Genomic DNA, 14629 nt, shown 5'->3' with positions numbered 1-14629 from the left:
GAATGGGCCAAGCAGATAACACCGCACAGTTTGACCCGAAAGGGTTGATGCGAGATGTCTTTCGGATGGAGGGGAGCGGGCTGGAAGAGACGCGATCCATCTTTGTGGACTGGGCGCTGAGCCTGCCGGAAGGGGCGGAGCAGACGATGGCGCTGAAGGCGCTGTTTGAGCAATATGGCCGGCATGCGCCCGACCATCCGATGACGGCTGTTTTGAAGGCGGGGATGGAAGATGCCGGGCGACCCAGGCGGCGCGGCGGGCGGCTGGGGCGGCGTAACTGATCGCATTCCAAAGCGGCGGCGCTGGGGCGTTTGGCCCGCGCCGCACTTTGGATATTTGAAGCAAGAAAATGGCCGGGGCTGGTTAAACCTTGAGGGCGGCGGCCTCTTTTGCGAGGGCTGTGATACCCTCCCAATCCCCTGTTTCCACAAGGGTTTTGGGCGCGACCCATGAGCCGCCGACGCAAATCACGTTGGGCAGGCTGAGGTAGTCCATCGCGTTTTTGATCGAAACGCCGCCAGTGGGGCAGAAGGAGATTTGCGGGATGGGCGCGCCGATGCCTTTGAGTGCCGGGGCACCGCCGGAGGCTTCGGCGGGGAAGAACTTCATCACGCGGTAACCGCGCTCAAACAGGCGCATCGCTTCGGAGGCGGTGGCGGCACCGGGGAGCAGGGGGAGGCCTTCGTCTTCGCAGGCTTGCAAGAGCGTATCGGTCGCGCCGGGGGACACGCCAAAGGTGGCTCCGGCGGCCTTGGCGGCTTTCACATCGGCCGGGGTGAGCAGGGTGCCCGCGCCCACAACGCCGCCTTCGACCTGTGCCATCTCGCGGATCACATCCAGCGCGGCGGGGGTGCGCAGGGTGACCTCAAGCGCCGGAAGGCCGCCCGCCACAAGGGCGCGGGCCAGCGGGGCGGCATGGGCCGCGTCATCCACCACAAGCACCGGGACAACGGGGGCCAGGGCGCAGATTTTCCGTGTTTGTTCAGAGGCTTCTTGGGCGTTCATCACGTGATCCCTTAAATGACGGTGGCGGCGCCAGCATCGGATGCGCCGACGTTTTGGCGGAAGGTTTCAAAAAGCTCACGGCCAATGCCGTGGCTGTTGGCGGACAGATCTGGCGCGGCGGGCGTGCGGGCCTCCCAGCCTTTGGTGAGAATGTCGAGCGTGCCTGCTTTGGCGTCAACCCGGATGAGATCACCGTCCTGCACCTTGGCGATCGGGCCGCCCATCGCCGCCTCGGGCGACACATGGATGGCGGCGGGCACCTTGCCGGAGGCACCGGACATGCGGCCATCGGTGACGAGCGCCACCTTGAGGCCGCGATCCTGCAACACGGCGAGCGCGGGGGTGAGGCTGTGCAGCTCGGGCATGCCATTGGCGCGGGGGCCTTGGTAGCGCACGATCACCACGGTATCTTCTGTAAATTCACCGGCTTGGAAGGCTTTCTTTACGTCATTCTGATCATGGAACACCCGCGCTTTGGCCTCGATCACATGGCGCTCTGGCGCGACGGCGGACACCTTGATGACGCCGCGACCAAGCGAGCCTTTCAACTCTTTCAGCCCGCCGCTCTTTTGGAACGGATCGGAGGCGGGGCGCAGGATACGCTCATTCTGGCTGTCTTCGGCGGCGGGTTGCCAGGTGATCTTACCGTCAATCAGCTTGGGCTCTTCGGTGTAGCTGCGAAGGCCCTCGCCTGCGACGGTGAGGGTGTCATCATGCAGCAGCCCTTCCTTGAGCAGCTGGCGGATGAGGTATTGCAGGCCCCCGGCGGCGTGGAAGTGGTTCACATCGGCCAGACCGTTTGGATAGACCTTGGCCATCAGCGGCACGGTTTCGGAGATGTCGGAAAAGTCTTGCAGATCAAGGATCACCCCGGCGGCGCGGGCCATGGCGGGCAGGTGCAGGACAAGGTTGGTTGAGCCGCCCGTGGCCATGAGGCCGACGATGCCGTTCACAAAGGCTTTTTCATCAAGCACATGGCCTGCGGGGCGGTACTCATTGCCTGCGGCGGTGATCTCAAGCGCGCGGTGGGTTCCGGCGGTGGTGAGCGCATCGCGCAGGGGGGTGTTGGGGTTGACGAAACTGGAACCGGGCAGGTGGAGGCCCATGAACTCCATCAGCATCTGGTTGGTGTTGGCGGTGCCGTAAAAGGTGCAGGTGCCGGGGCCGTGGTAGCTGGCCATTTCGGCCTCCATCAGCTTGTCACGGCCAATTTCATCAGAGGCAAACTGTTGGCGGACCTTGGCTTTTTCGTCATTCGGCAAGCCCGAGGTCATGGGGCCGGCGGGCAGGAAGATGGCCGGGATATGGCCAAAGGTGGCGGCGGCGATGATGAGGCCGGGCACGATTTTGTCGCAGACGCCGAGGTAGAGCGAGGTGTCAAAGCAGTTGTGGCTGAGCGACACCCCGGCGGCGAGCGCGATCACATCCCGCGAAAACAGCGAAAGCTCCATGCCGGGCTGGCCCTGGGTGACGCCATCGCACATGGCGGGCACGCCGCCTGCCACCTGCGCGGTGGCCCCTTTGGCGCGGGCGGCCTCACGGATGAGGGCCGGGAACCGCTCAAACGGCTGATGCGCCGAAAGCATATCGTTATAGGCGGTCACGATGCCGATATTGGGGGCTTCGCCGCCTGCCAGTTTGCCCTGATCCTCGCCCATGGCCGCAAAGGCGTGGGCCTGGTTGCCGCAGGTGAGGTGGGCGCGCACTGGCCCCGCATCTGCCGCCTTGCCGATCCGCTCAAGATAGGTGCCACGGGCCTCGCGGGAGCGGTCGATGATGCGCTGGGTGACGGCGGCGATTGTGGGATTGAGGGGCAAAGGGGTCTCCGTGGCTGGTGGCTTGGCGATTCCGTTGGCGCCATTATATTCCGTTAGCGCTAACGCTGCAATGATCTTGGGATGGGTCCAAGGGTGAAGCCGGGCGCGGCAGATAGCAAGCCATATGGGTGGTGATGCATTTTAGCCACAGCGCGGGACTGTCGCCGGGATAGAAACAATTTGGCACGCATTTTCTCAATCTTGCCTCATTTCGCGGGTTTAAACGCAGGCACGAGCCGTGAAGAGGCCTAAAAAACGGGCCCGCAAGAGGATATGACCATGACAAAATTCACCCGTATCACCGCGATTTCTGCCGTGGCGTTGAGCCTTGCGGCCTGCGAAGCCACCACAACGCAAGAGATAGCCACGCGGGCGACGCCGCAGATGGAAGCCACGCAACCGGCGGGCTCCATCAAGGAAAATCACGCGCTGCGGCTGACGCAGGCCTATACCATTCGCGACATCGAGGTGATTGTGCCCGAAGATCTGCGGGTGTCGGAGGCCAATGTTTACTACCCCAACGCTGATATCGTGTGGCGCGGCGATGCGCCAGGGGATCGCCACAAGCAGGTGAAGGCGATTTTTGAGGAAGCGTTCAAGCGCGGCTCGGGCAAGCTGAACGAGGGCGTTCCGGCCGATTTGAGGGTGGAAGTGACGCGCTTTCACTCCTTGACCGAAAAGACACGCTACACCTTTGGCGGTGTTCACTCGGTCAAATTTCGCTTGACTGTGCTTGACCCGAAGACCGGCGCAGAGCTGGAAAGCCGGGTGGTTGACGCCGATCTCAAGGCCTATGGCGGCGCGCAGGCCGTGGCCATGGAGGCCAAGGGAGTGACCCAGAAAGCGCGGCTCACACAACATCTGGCCAATGTGCTGGTTAACGAGATGTCAGCCTCGCCGCTCGGCGGCTAAGCAAAAAGTGATTTGCCCACCAGCGGCGGCAAACCGCCGGTGTGGCACCGATGTGACCATCACCGCCCGGCATTGTGCAAAAACGCGCTATGATATCGGGAAGATCGAGGTTTTGGGGTATGTCGTCAGGCAAATGAGAAAAAGCCGGTTCCGCGAACGGACCGAAGAGAGGCAAACATGACCGCAAAGACCATGACCATTCTGGCACTGACCGTCGCCGCGCTGGCGGCTTGTTCGAGCCAGCCGAGCTATGCGCCGGGGGTGCAGATGCTTGATAACTCTGTGATCTGGAGCACCGGCAACTATCGCTGAGGCTTTCCAAGGAAGCTGTGAACGGGTAGGGGAGGCGGCATGAGCCGCGATGATCTCCCCACACTCCGCCTGAAACCGAAAGCCGATGCACGCTCCATTCGTCATGGGGTGCCTTGGGTTTATTCTGACATGCTGGTGATGGATCGCCGCAGCCGGGCTATTGCGCCGGGCGCCGTGGCCGTTCTGGAGGATAGCGAACGGGTGCCTTTGGCGCTTGTTGCGGTCACCCCAGAGAGCCGGATCGCAGCGCGTGTGCTCGATAGGGATCTGAGCGCCAATATTGATAAATCATGGTTTGTCAGCAAGTTACGCGCCGCTCTTGATTTGCGTGATGCGCTGTTTGATGCGCCTTTTTACCGGCTGGTCCACGCCGAGGCAGATGGGCTGCCCGGCGTGGTGATTGACCGTTTTGGCGATGTGCTGGTGGTGCAGCCCAATGCCGCCTGGGCTGACGTGCTGTTTGACGCGCTGCTGGAGGCGGCGGTGGAGGTGACGGGGGCAAGCACTGTCATCAAGAACGGCATGGGCCGCGCCCGCAAGCTTGAAGGGCTGGACGAGGTTCTGGAGGTGGCGCGGGGCGCGGCACCCGAGGGGCCGCTGGCGGTGCCGATGAACGGCGCGACCTATATGGCCGATCTGATGGGCGGGCAGAAGACCGGGCTGTTTTATGACCAGCGTGACAACCACGCCTTTGCCGCGAGGCTCGCCAAGGGCGCGCGGGTGCTTGATGTGTTTTCCCACGTTGGAGGCTTTGCGCTTTCGGCGCTCGCGGCGGGGGCCGAGAGTGCGCTGGCGGTTGATGGCTCGGCCCCGGCGCTGGAGCTGGCCACCAAGGGGGCCGAGGCAAGCGGCGTCGCAGAGCGCTTTGCCACCCGCCAGGGCGATGCCTTTGCGGTGCTCGAAAGCCTGCTGGCCGAGGGCGCGCAATATGATCTGGTGATCTGCGATCCGCCCGCATTTGCGCCCTCGAAAAAGGTTTTGACCCAAGGGCTTAGGGCCTATGAGCGGGTGGCCCGGCTGGCCGCGCCGCTGGTGGCGCCGGGTGGCTCGCTGGTCCTGTGCTCTTGCTCACATGCGGCTGACATCAGCAAGTTTGGCAATGCCTGTGCCCGCGGGATCGGGCGGGCCGGGCGTGCGGCGCAACTGTTGCGCACCGGCTATGCGGCACCCGACCACCCAATGCTGCCGCAACTGGCCGAGAGCGGCTACCTGAAGGCGCTGACCTACCGGCTGCTGGCGTGAGGTTTTTCCTTGATGCCTGCGTGCTTTACCCCACGGTGATGCGCGAGGTGCTTCTGGGGGCGGCAAAACAGGGGTTTTTCGCGCCGCAATGGTCTGCACGGGTGCTGGAAGAATGGCGGCGTGCGGCGCTGCGGCGGGGGCCGGATGTGGGCGTGCAGGCCGAGGGAGAAATTGCGCTGCTGCAAGCGGCATGGCCCAAGGCAGAGGTGGCAGCGCAGCCGGGGCTTGAGGCGCGTTTGTGGCTGCCGGACCCGGCGGATGTTCATGTGCTGGCGGGGGCGATTGCAGGCTCGGCGGATGGGATTGTGACCAACAACGCCAAGGATTTTCCACGCAACATTTTGGCCGAAGAGGGCCTGAGCCGGGTAGACCCGGACGCGCTGTTGCTTGGCTTTTTCGCAGCCGACCCGGAGCGCATGGCCCGCGCGGCCGAGACGGTGCGCCGCGAGGCAGAGCGGCTTTCGGGCGAGGCCTGGGAGATTCGCAAGCTGATGAAAAAGGCGCGGCTGCCCCGGCTCGGCAAGGCGCTGGCGGCGGCGTGAGCCGGGAGGTTTACCCGTAAATTCTGGTGGTTAGCTGAGCGGCGCACCGTGCCACTTGCGCTCGTTCCCCTCGATCGCCGCGATCCGCTTGGGCGCGGGCGGGTGGGACAGGAACCACGCCGGGGTAGAGGCCCCACGAGCGCCGGTGAGGTGATCGAGCTTGGCAAAGAGCGATTTTTGCGGTGCGGTGCCGATGCCCGATTTGGTGAGCAGGGCAGAGGCATAGGCATCGGCCTCAAACTCATCGGAGCGCGACAGCCGCGCCATCATCACCGTCATCACCCCGTTGGCAATGGCCGGGCCCAGGCCGGGGATGAAGCGGCCCAGCACCATGGCAAGGGCCGTGCGCAGGGCGTTCTGGCCGGAAAAGTCGATCATGCGGCGGCGTGAGTGGCCAAGCGCGACATGGCCAAGCTCATGGGCGATGACCGAGGCCAGCTCCTCTGCCGTCACCTTGCCGGCGGCCTTGGCAGCGAGGAAACCACGGGTGATGAAGATGCGGCCATCGGGCGCGGCGAGGCCGTTGATCATATCAACCTCATGCACGAAGACGCGCAGGCGCTCCAGATCAAGCGCCTTGGCCATTTTCCCGGTGAGGGCGGCAAGCTCTGGATCGTCCAGCAGACGGGATTTTGCATCAAGCTCGCTGTGCAGCCGCCATGTGGAAAAACGCCACATGACCAGCCCAAAGGCGACGGTGAGGAGGATGGGGAGCAGTTTGATCATGCCCATATATGTGGCCCGCGCGGGGGGCGGGGCCAAGGGGGCGTGAAAAGATTTTACCCAGCGTGAATTTGCGCCCGGCGCGAATGAGGGCCGGGCGGGGGGCGATGGGCTGGATTGCGCTATTGCGTGCTGCTGGTTGCGCGCCGGGCCAGTCGCGGCTGGCCCTGCGCTTTGGTGGTGTGATGGCGCCTTGGGGGCGATCAGCCGTTGAACTGCGCTTCAAGGGTGATCTCGGCGCCGCCTTGCAGCAGCTTGGAGATCGGGCAGTTTTCCTTGGCGGTTTCGGCGGCTTTCTGGAAGGCTTCCGCATCAATGCCGGGCACGGAGCCGGTGAGGGCGAGGTGGATGGATTTCACCGCGAAACCGTCGCCTTCCTTGTCCATCGACACGGTTGCCTTGGTTTCGAGCGCTTCGGCCTCTTTGCCGGTTTGATCGGTGAGCACCATCGAGAGCGCCATGGTGAAGCAGCTTGCATGGGCGGCGGCGATCAGCTCTTCGGGGTTGGTGCCCGGCGCGTCTTCAAAGCGGGTATTGAAGCCAAAGGGCTGCTCGGAGAGCGCGCCCGATTGGGTTGAGGTGCTACCGGAACCGGATTGGATGCCGCCGCTCCATTTGGCGGAACCTGTGCGCTTGATCATTGGAAATCCTCCTGTTGCTTTATGGTTGAGTGGCTCAACGTGGGCAAAGGCGGGTTGTTCCGTTTGGCCCTCAGTCGCGGGGTTTGCGCATGGTGCGCAGCAGCCAGACACCGAGGAAGATGGTGAGGCCGAGGGCGGCGAGGAAGCCGAGGGCCTGGGTGGCAAGCTCGGCCCCCATGCTGATGTTATCGGCAAAGCCATAGCCAAGCCCGACGTAGACCGTAACCCAAACCACCTCACCGGCGATGCCCCAGAAGGTGAACCTGGCCCAGGCCAGCCCGCTCGCCCCGGCCGCGAGGTTGGCATAGGGGCCAAGCGGCGAAAACAGCCAGCGGGTGAGGAAGATGCCGGGGCCGCCGCGCTTGTGGGTGAAGGTGCGGGCGCGCTCAAAGAGGCGCTGGCGTTTGGGGCGGTGGGTGAGGTGGGTATCAAGCCAGCCACCGCCGCGCCGCCCCAGCACATAGCCCGCCTGATCGCCCAGGATCGCGCCGGCGAGGGCCCCGCTGGCGACGGGGATGAGCGCCAGATCACCGGTGGCCACAAAGGCCCCGCCGGTGAGCATCATCAGGGAGGACGGGACGGGCATGGCAAGGCAGGAGGCCAGCGTGGTGAGCGCAAGCAGGGGCACGCCATAGAGCGCGAGCAGTTGGAACAGGGTTTCGTTCATTCGCCGGAGGGCACTTTGGGGGGTGGCGGCGGTGGCGCATTTTCAGATCCCGCACGCCCGGCGTGGGCCGCGATATAGGCGCGGGCTTCCGCCATCACCTGCGCCAGGGGGACGCCGCGCTTTTCGGCAATCCGGCTGAGGGTTGGCCGCTCTTTTGGCTTGGGCGGCACGCCAAGGGCATTGGCCAGTTCGCGGCCATCGAGTAGCCAGCTGTTGGCGATGTAGCGCGGGGTCATCCAGGGTTCGATCGGCTGGGCCTGGTGGGCGGGATCGGACCAGTAGATCGTTTGGCGCACAAAGCCGACCCCAAACCACAGGGTCGCCGCAACGGCGGCGGCAAAGGCAAGGCTGAGCACCGGATGCGCACGCAGCGTGGGGCCAAGGCGGCGGGGCATCAGGTGAGCGCTTTCATCCCTCGGGTCAGGCCGTCGAGGGTCATCGGGACCATTTGGCCATCAAACAGTTGCGAGACCATGTCGATGCTTTGGGTGTGGCCCCAATAGGTTTGCGGCACCGGGTTGATCCACAGGTTTTGCCGCCATTGTTCGCGGGCACGGGTGAGCCATGTGGCGCCGGGTTCTTCGTTCCAGTGCTCATTGGCACCGCCGGGATAGGTAAGCTCATAGGGGCTCATCGAGGCATCGCCGACGAAAATGGCGCGGTAATCCGGCCCGTAGGTATTGAGCACCTCCCAAGTGGGCGTTTGCGCGTTCCAGCGGCGGCGGTTGTCGCGCCAGACGCCATCATAGAGGCAGTTGTGAAAATAGTAGTATTCGAGGTGCTTGAACTCGGCGCGGGCGGCAGAGAACAGCTCTTCAACCACCTTGATATGCGGGTCCATCGAGCCGCCGACATCGAGAAACAACAGCACCTTGACGGCGTTGCGCCGCTCGGGCCGCGTTTTCACATCAAGGTGGCCGTGTTCGGCGGTGGCGCGGATGGTGCCATCAAGATCAAGCTCCTCGTGGGCGCCATCACGGGCCCACTGGCGCAGGCGCTTCAGGGCGACCTTGATGTTGCGGGTGCCCAGCTCGACCGAGTCATCCAGATTGCGAAACTCGCGCTTGTCCCAGACCTTCACGGCGCGTTGGTGGCGGGATTTCTCCTGCCCGATGCGCACGCCTTCGGGGTTGTAGCCCTGCGCGCCAAAGGGAGAGGTGCCGGCGGTGCCGATCCACTTGCTGCCCCCCTGGTGGCGGCTGTCCTGCTCCTTGAGGCGCTTTTTGAGCGTTTCCATCAGCTTGTCAAAGCCGCCGAGGGCTTCGATCTCGGCCATTTCCTCGGGGCTCAGGTGCTTTTCGGCCTGTTTGCGCAGCCAGTCTTCCGGCAGGTCGAGCGCTTCGAGCACCTCATCGAGCGAGATGCTGTCGAGGCCCTGAAAGGCGGTGGTGAAGGCGCGGTCAAAGCGATCTAGGTGGCGCTCGTCTTTTACCAGCGTGGTGCGGGCGAGGTAGTAGAACGCCTCGATATCATAGGTCGCCAGCCCGGCGGCGACAGCATCCAGAAAGGCGAGATGCTCACGCAGGGAAACTGGCACACCGGTGCTTCGAAGGGATTGGAAGAAAGGCAAAAACATGGGGTGAAGGTGGCCGCAGAATGAGACGGGGTCAAGGGCGTGACGCCTGAGGGCGCCGATGTGCTTTGGGGCGCGGTGCGCCGCCGCCCCTGACCGGGTGGAAGGGCGTTAGAGCAGCCGCTCAAGGATGATCGTGGCAAGAAGGCCGGTGAGCGCGCCGAGGATGGCGTAAACGGCCATATATTGCAGCTTGTCGAGCGCCTTGCCTTTGAGCTGGCGGGCGCGAACAAACCCGAGGAGGGCGCCAAGGACGATACCGGCAAGAACGATCATTTAGGCTCTCTCTGCATAAGGGTGTGGGGCGCCTCTTATGGCAAGAGACGCCCCTTGGAAACAGGAGAGTTTGACGCGGGCAAGCCGCGGCGCGGCGCTATTGGAGGCGGTGACGCGGCTTGAGCGAGGAGATCTCCGAGGCGCGGGCGCGCACCACGGCATCAGAGCCAAAGCCATAACGCGCCCATCCCAGGGCCTCGGTGCGCACGGCGGCGGCCTCGGCGGCGCGGCCCATCAGCTCATAGGCCTCGGCCTTGATCAGCAGGAGGGTGGAAAGCAGCGCGGCATTCTCGGCGCGGCGCACGGCGGGGAGCACCCCTTCAATCTGCGCGAGGGTGCTATCGGCCTGCCCGGAGGACAGCGAGAAGGCGGCGAGCTGCATGGCAACATGGGCGGCCTGCACCTGCGTTTCGGGGTTGCCGCGATAAAGCCGCGAAGCCTCAAGGAAGCTCGAAAGCGACAGCTCTGGCTCCCGGCTGAGCGACAGGCGGCCAAGCGCATAAAGCGAGAAGGCCGCGCGGTTGCCGCGCCATCCCTGCTGTTTGGAGATTGCCACCGCCTTCTTGGCGGCCTGCAGGCGGGCGGCGGGGCGGGCGCGTGGGCCAAGGGCGGTTTCGATCGCGTCGATCCAGGCGCGCGGCGTGTAGCTTGCAAAGCCACGGGTGGCGCGGCTGCCGCCCGGATTGGCCCGCGCCAGAATGCCCGGCAGGCGCGCGGCAACCTGTGCGCGGGTCATGCCGTTGCGCAGGGCCGGGTCGTAATAGATGCGCAGCATCAGCATATCAAAGCCGGTGAGAACGGTGTGAAAGTTATCATCGTTGAACACCGAATCGGGCAGGCGATAAAGGTCGTTGAGCGGGCCAAGCGCCTGGGCGATTTCTTCGTGCAGGCAGTCGCGGATTTCCTGCGGGCTTACGTCACCGGGCAGGAACACGGCGATGCGCTTGCGCTCATCAAGGCTGGCCCAATCCACCGTTTTGGTACGGCGGGATTTGCGGAACTCCGACCATGTGGACACACGCGGCACCACAAAGCAGGCGGCGGTGGGCACGAGGCGCTGCAACTCGCGCTTGGGCACAATCTGCACCACGATGGAGGGGGTATGCGCGCCCGGCTCGGCCATCGAGATATTGATCCCCGCTTCGCGCTGCAAACGGCTGACCAGGCGGGTGAGATCGCCGCGCAGGGAGGCCGGGGCATTGCCCTTCACCGCCAGCGTGACCGGGCCTTCAAAGCGGGTGAGCATGGGCAGGCGGCGGCCACTTTCCATTTTAAAGCTCAACTCAAGGAAATCCTCGGCAAGCTGCGCGTTGGAGCGGTGGGTGGGCGCGGCGGCAGGCTGCGAAAACGTGCGCATTGGTGGCAGCGAGCCATTGTAGCTTTCGCGCCGTTCGGCAACGTCGATATCGGGGCGAGGTGCGCCGGTCGAACAGGCAGCGAGGAACAAGACGAGACCCGCAGGCAGCAAGCGGTTGAGCATCAGGCAGCGCTCCGTTGATATTTTATGAATGGTGTGAGTTCTCCGACGCGGTCGTAGAGCTGGCGAGCAGTTTGGTTGAACTCCTGCGTCATCCAGTAGACCGAGGGCGCCCCCCGCGCATCGGCCTCCTTGTAAACCGCCTCGATCAGCGCCCGGCCAAGGCCGGTGCCGCGCGCCTCGGGGGCCACGTAAAGATCGCCAAGATAGCACACCTCTTCGATGCGCCAGAGATGACGGTGGATCACGCAATTGACGATGCCAACAGGGGTATCGCCTAGATAGGCGATGAGGCCGAACATCCCGCGCTCGGCCGGATCCACAAGCCGCCCGAAGGTGGTGGCATACACCTCCTCTGGCAGGGCGCTCTTGTAGAACGTCAGATACTGTTCCCAGAGATCCCGCCAAGCGACTTCGTCGCCGGGCACGAGTGCTCGGAGTTTAAGGGTCGTCATGGGCAGGCAGTCCCCAATGTCAGGCCCATGCAGGTTACCCGGCTTGGCGGCGCGGGGGGAGCGAAAATGTCGAAACAGTGGCAGGAAATTGTCCGGACCTTGCCAACAAGGGCAATGACTTAGCCGACGTCCTTCAACCTGTAGGTTAAAACCGGCCTTCCGCAATATCTAGCGGTTGCGACTATTTATCCACAGGCGACAAAGGCCCTCATGTGCTCATTTTGTTCAGCCGCTTGGCGAAGGGGGCAACGGTGAGGCCCTGCACGATGATGGAGAACAAGACGATAACATAGGTGGTTGTGAGAATCATCGGCTTCCACTCCGAATCGGGCAGTGAGAGCGCTAGGGCGATCGAAATGCCGCCTTTGAGGCCGCCCCATGTCATCACCGGGATGACATTGTCGGGCATTTTGTGAAACGGGCGCAGCAGCAAAACCGGAATCGCCACGGCGGCAAACCGGGCAACCAGCGCCAGCACGAGGGCGGCGATGGCCGACAGGATGAAGCTGGTCTCGAAGGTGACGGCAAAAAGCTCTACCCCGATCAACAGGAACAGCACCGCGTTGAGGATTTCGTCGATCAGCTTCCAGAAGGCATCCACATACCTGCGGGTCTGTTCTGTCATCGCGTCACGGTAGGAGACTTCACCGATGATGAGGCCCGCGCAAACGGCCATGATCGGCGCCGACACATGCAGCCAGATCGCCAGTTCGTAGCCGCCAAAGGCCAGCGCGAGGGTGATGAGCACTTCAAGCGAGTAGTCATCAATCCGCCGCATGACGCGCCATGCGAGCCAGCCAAGGGCAAGGCCAAGCGCCATGCCGCCAAGTGCCTCTTGCGCAAAGAGAATTGCGGCATCGGTAATGGGCGAGGCATTGTGCTGGGCCACCTCGGCGGCCAGATGCCCGGCCTCTGCGACAACGTGGCTTTCGCCGTGCCCACCCCCGGCCATGGGAAAGGCGAGGCCGATGAGAACAAGGTAAACCACATAGCCCACGCCATCGTTGAACAGGCTCTCCCCGGCGATCTTGGTTTCAAGGCGTTTGTCGAGCTTGGCGTCCCGCAGCACCCCCAGCACGGCGACCGGATCGGTGGGTGAGATCAGCGCGCCAAATACCAGCGCGATGAGCAGCGGCATCCCGGTGATCCAGCTAAAGCCAAAGCCGGCAATCGCGGTCGACAGGCCCACACCCATGGTGGCCATGAGCAGCACCGCCGGCCACTCGGCCCGCAGATCGGCGATTTTAACGTGCAAGGCTCCGGCAAAGAGCAGCAGGCCCAACATGCCCTCAAGCAGCGCATCGGAAAATTCGATCCCCTTGACCACGCTGGTGATTGTTTCCTCGACGTTGGAGGCGGGGTAGACGAACTCCAGCGCGAGCACCCCGAGAGAGGCCAAAAGGGCGACCACAAGGATGCCAATGGCCGAAGGCAGGCGGAACACCATGTAGTTGATGGTGCCGAAGGTGGCAGCCAGCACGATCAGGAGCGAGGCGATTTGTAGAATGTTCATGGGCGCGTTTCTGCAATCTTTTTAATCGTTTACCAGTGGTGCGCCCAGCGGGGTTCTGGCTTTGCGCCGGGCTGGCGGCAAGAGGCTTTAAGATGGGTATACGCGAGGCGGGAATGGAGCGGAAAGCCCGAATTGAGACATTCGCAGCGGTGATGCTCAGCGGCTTTGCGGGCGTGGAGGCCGGGGGGCAGGTGCGGGCGTTGGTGAACAGGCCCGCGTGCAAGTGCCTTCAGGTGCCGCAGAAGGTGGCGGCAATCGCCTCTTCGGGGCGGGGCGGCAGGCGCAGATCATCTGAACTTTCGTCAGGCTCATAGGGCTCGGCCAGCGCGGTGATGAGGCGGGCGGTGGGGGCGAGATCGCCGGTGAGCGCCGCTTGAATGGCCGCCTCCACCCGATGATTGCGCGGGATCAGCGCCGGATTTGAGCGCCGCATCAGGGCCAGATCGGGGCCGCTCAAGCCGCTGCGCTTTTGCCATGTGGCGTGCCATTCGGCAAAGGCGGGGCTTTCGGGGAGCGGGTTTTCACCCTCGGCCAAGGCGCGGAAAGTATTGGTGAAATCAGCTTCTTCATCGGCCATGATCGCCAGCAGGCCGGAGATATGCGGCAGGTCATCCGCGCTCGGGTTTTCCAGCCCGAGTTTGGACCCAAAGCGGGCGATGTAGGCCGCCTGATAGGTGGCGCCAAAGCCGTTGACCACCCTGGTCGCCTCTTCAATCGCCGCGTCACGCGCGCCCATCAGCGGCAGCAAGGAACTGGCCAGTTGGGCAAGGTTCCACCCGGCGATATTAGCTTGTTTGTCATAGGCATAACGCCCGTATTGATCAATCGAGGAGAACACGGTTTGCGGGTGGTAGCCGTCAATAAAGGCGCAGGGGCCGTAATCAATCGTCTCGCCGGAGATGGTGCAATTGTCGGTGTTCATCACGCCATGGATAAAGCCAACAGACATCCACGCCGCCACCAGATTGGCCTGTGCGCGCACGACTTCGGCCAGCAACTCCAGCGGCGTGGTCGCCTGCGGATAGTGGCGCTCAATAGCGAATTTCACAAGCGCTTCAAGGCCTTCGATATCCTGCCGCGCGGCGAAATACTGAAAGGTGCCAACCCGCAAATGCGAGCGGGCGACGCGGGTGAGGATGGCACCGGGCATGGCCCCCTCGCGGCGCACGGTTTCCCCCGTGGCCACGGCGGCAAGTGCGCGGGTGGTGGGGATGGCGAGGGCGTGCATGGCCTCTGAGACGATATATTCCCGCAGCACCGGACCAAGCCAGGCCCGGCCATCGCCGCCGCGCGAAAACGGCGTGCGGCCCGCGCCTTTGAGCTGAAGATCATAGACCTTGCCATCGGGGGCGATGAGATCACCGAGCAGGAGGGCGCGACCATCGCCAAGCTGGGGCACCCAGCCGCCAAACTGGTGGCCAGCGTAGGCTTGGGCGAGCGGAAGATGCCCCTTGGGGGGCGTGTTTCCGGCAAG

General features: G+C 63.8%; 17 protein-coding genes. 5 read left to right on the top strand and 12 right to left on the bottom strand.

The window, feature by feature from the left end:
- Positions 1–2 precede the first annotated feature (2 nt).
- The gene (locus P1U55_RS12120; RefSeq protein ID WP_301047874.1) at positions 3–281 is read left to right on the top strand and encodes a hypothetical protein; all 279 of its coding nucleotides are present in this window, start codon (positions 3–5) and stop codon (positions 279–281) included.
- An 82-nt stretch (positions 282–363) separates the two neighbouring features.
- Here the strand turns inward: P1U55_RS12120 and eda are convergent, their stop codons facing one another.
- Both eda and edd read right to left on the bottom strand, forming a co-directional pair.
- A complete protein-coding gene (eda, locus tag P1U55_RS12115; RefSeq protein ID WP_301047870.1) occupies positions 364–1005 on the bottom strand; it encodes a bifunctional 4-hydroxy-2-oxoglutarate aldolase/2-dehydro-3-deoxy-phosphogluconate aldolase in 642 nt (213 codons plus the stop codon).
- Between the two features lie 11 nt (positions 1006–1016).
- Positions 1017–2822 carry a phosphogluconate dehydratase gene (gene edd, locus P1U55_RS12110; protein ID WP_301047869.1) on the bottom strand — a complete coding sequence of 602 codons (1806 nt, stop codon included), beginning with the start codon at positions 2820–2822 and terminating at the stop codon, positions 1017–1019.
- Between the two features lie 279 nt (positions 2823–3101).
- Between edd and P1U55_RS12105 the strand changes: the two genes are divergently transcribed.
- The 4 genes from P1U55_RS12105 to P1U55_RS12090 all read left to right on the top strand — a co-directional run bounded on the left by P1U55_RS12105 (position 3102) and on the right by P1U55_RS12090 (position 5830).
- Positions 3102–3734 carry a DUF6778 family protein gene (locus P1U55_RS12105; RefSeq protein ID WP_301047868.1) on the top strand — a complete coding sequence of 211 codons (633 nt, stop codon included), beginning with the start codon at positions 3102–3104 and terminating at the stop codon, positions 3732–3734.
- A 177-nt stretch (positions 3735–3911) separates the two neighbouring features.
- Positions 3912–4046 (top strand): hypothetical protein, encoded by a 135-nt coding sequence (locus P1U55_RS12100; protein WP_301047867.1) that lies wholly within the window; start codon positions 3912–3914, stop codon positions 4044–4046.
- Between the two features lie 39 nt (positions 4047–4085).
- On the top strand, positions 4086–5288 hold the full coding sequence (locus tag P1U55_RS12095) for an RSP_2647 family RNA methyltransferase (RefSeq protein ID WP_301047865.1): 1203 nt from the start codon (positions 4086–4088) through the stop codon (positions 5286–5288).
- Complete coding sequence (locus P1U55_RS12090; protein WP_301047864.1) at positions 5285–5830, top strand: RSP_2648 family PIN domain-containing protein; 546 nt, start codon at positions 5285–5287, stop codon at positions 5828–5830. Before P1U55_RS12095 ends, P1U55_RS12090 begins: the two co-directional genes overlap by 4 nt.
- Positions 5831–5860: 30 nt before the next feature.
- On the opposite strand, the gene P1U55_RS12085 is transcribed toward P1U55_RS12090, so the two are convergent.
- The 10 genes from P1U55_RS12085 to P1U55_RS12040 form a co-directional block, all read right to left on the bottom strand.
- Positions 5861–6556, bottom strand: coding sequence for a M48 family metallopeptidase (locus P1U55_RS12085; protein ID WP_301047863.1), 696 nt, complete (start codon positions 6554–6556; stop codon positions 5861–5863).
- 200 nt (positions 6557–6756) lie between these two features.
- Positions 6757–7194 (bottom strand): OsmC family peroxiredoxin, encoded by a 438-nt coding sequence (locus P1U55_RS12080; protein WP_301047861.1) that lies wholly within the window; start codon positions 7192–7194, stop codon positions 6757–6759.
- A 70-nt stretch (positions 7195–7264) separates the two neighbouring features.
- Positions 7265–7861, bottom strand: a complete 597-nt coding sequence (locus tag P1U55_RS12075) for a DedA family protein (protein WP_301047860.1) — start codon at positions 7859–7861, stop codon at positions 7265–7267.
- The gene (locus P1U55_RS12070; RefSeq protein ID WP_301047859.1) at positions 7858–8256 is read right to left on the bottom strand and encodes a hypothetical protein; all 399 of its coding nucleotides are present in this window, start codon (positions 8254–8256) and stop codon (positions 7858–7860) included. The genes P1U55_RS12075 and P1U55_RS12070 overlap by 4 nt, the downstream gene beginning before the upstream one ends.
- Positions 8256–9437 carry a VWA domain-containing protein gene (locus P1U55_RS12065; protein ID WP_301047858.1) on the bottom strand — a complete coding sequence of 394 codons (1182 nt, stop codon included), beginning with the start codon at positions 9435–9437 and terminating at the stop codon, positions 8256–8258. Before P1U55_RS12065 ends, P1U55_RS12070 begins: the two co-directional genes overlap by 1 nt.
- Positions 9438–9545: 108 nt before the next feature.
- Positions 9546–9710: a hypothetical protein gene (locus tag P1U55_RS12060; protein WP_301047857.1), complete on the bottom strand. Its 165-nt coding sequence runs from the start codon at positions 9708–9710 to the stop codon at positions 9546–9548.
- Positions 9711–9807: 97 nt separating this feature from the next.
- On the bottom strand, positions 9808–11190 hold the full coding sequence (locus tag P1U55_RS12055; RefSeq protein ID WP_301047856.1) for a DUF2927 domain-containing protein: 1383 nt from the start codon (positions 11188–11190) through the stop codon (positions 9808–9810).
- Entirely contained in the window at positions 11190–11642 is a 453-nt protein-coding gene (locus tag P1U55_RS12050) for a GNAT family N-acetyltransferase (RefSeq protein WP_301047855.1), read from the bottom strand. Before P1U55_RS12050 ends, P1U55_RS12055 begins: the two co-directional genes overlap by 1 nt.
- A gap of 208 nt (positions 11643–11850) precedes the next feature.
- A complete protein-coding gene (locus tag P1U55_RS12045) occupies positions 11851–13155 on the bottom strand; it encodes a sodium:proton antiporter (RefSeq protein ID WP_301047854.1) in 1305 nt (434 codons plus the stop codon).
- A 229-nt stretch (positions 13156–13384) separates the two neighbouring features.
- The coding region (locus tag P1U55_RS12040; protein ID WP_301047853.1) for a protein adenylyltransferase SelO family protein at positions 13385–14629 on the bottom strand (1245 nt) is incomplete at its 5' end.

It is taken from the genome of Vannielia sp. (assembly GCF_029212645.1).
Classification (GTDB): Bacteria; Pseudomonadota; Alphaproteobacteria; order Rhodobacterales; family Rhodobacteraceae; genus Vannielia.
The sequence above is the reverse complement of the archived record's forward strand: the minus strand, read 5'-3'. Positions and strand labels throughout refer to the sequence as shown.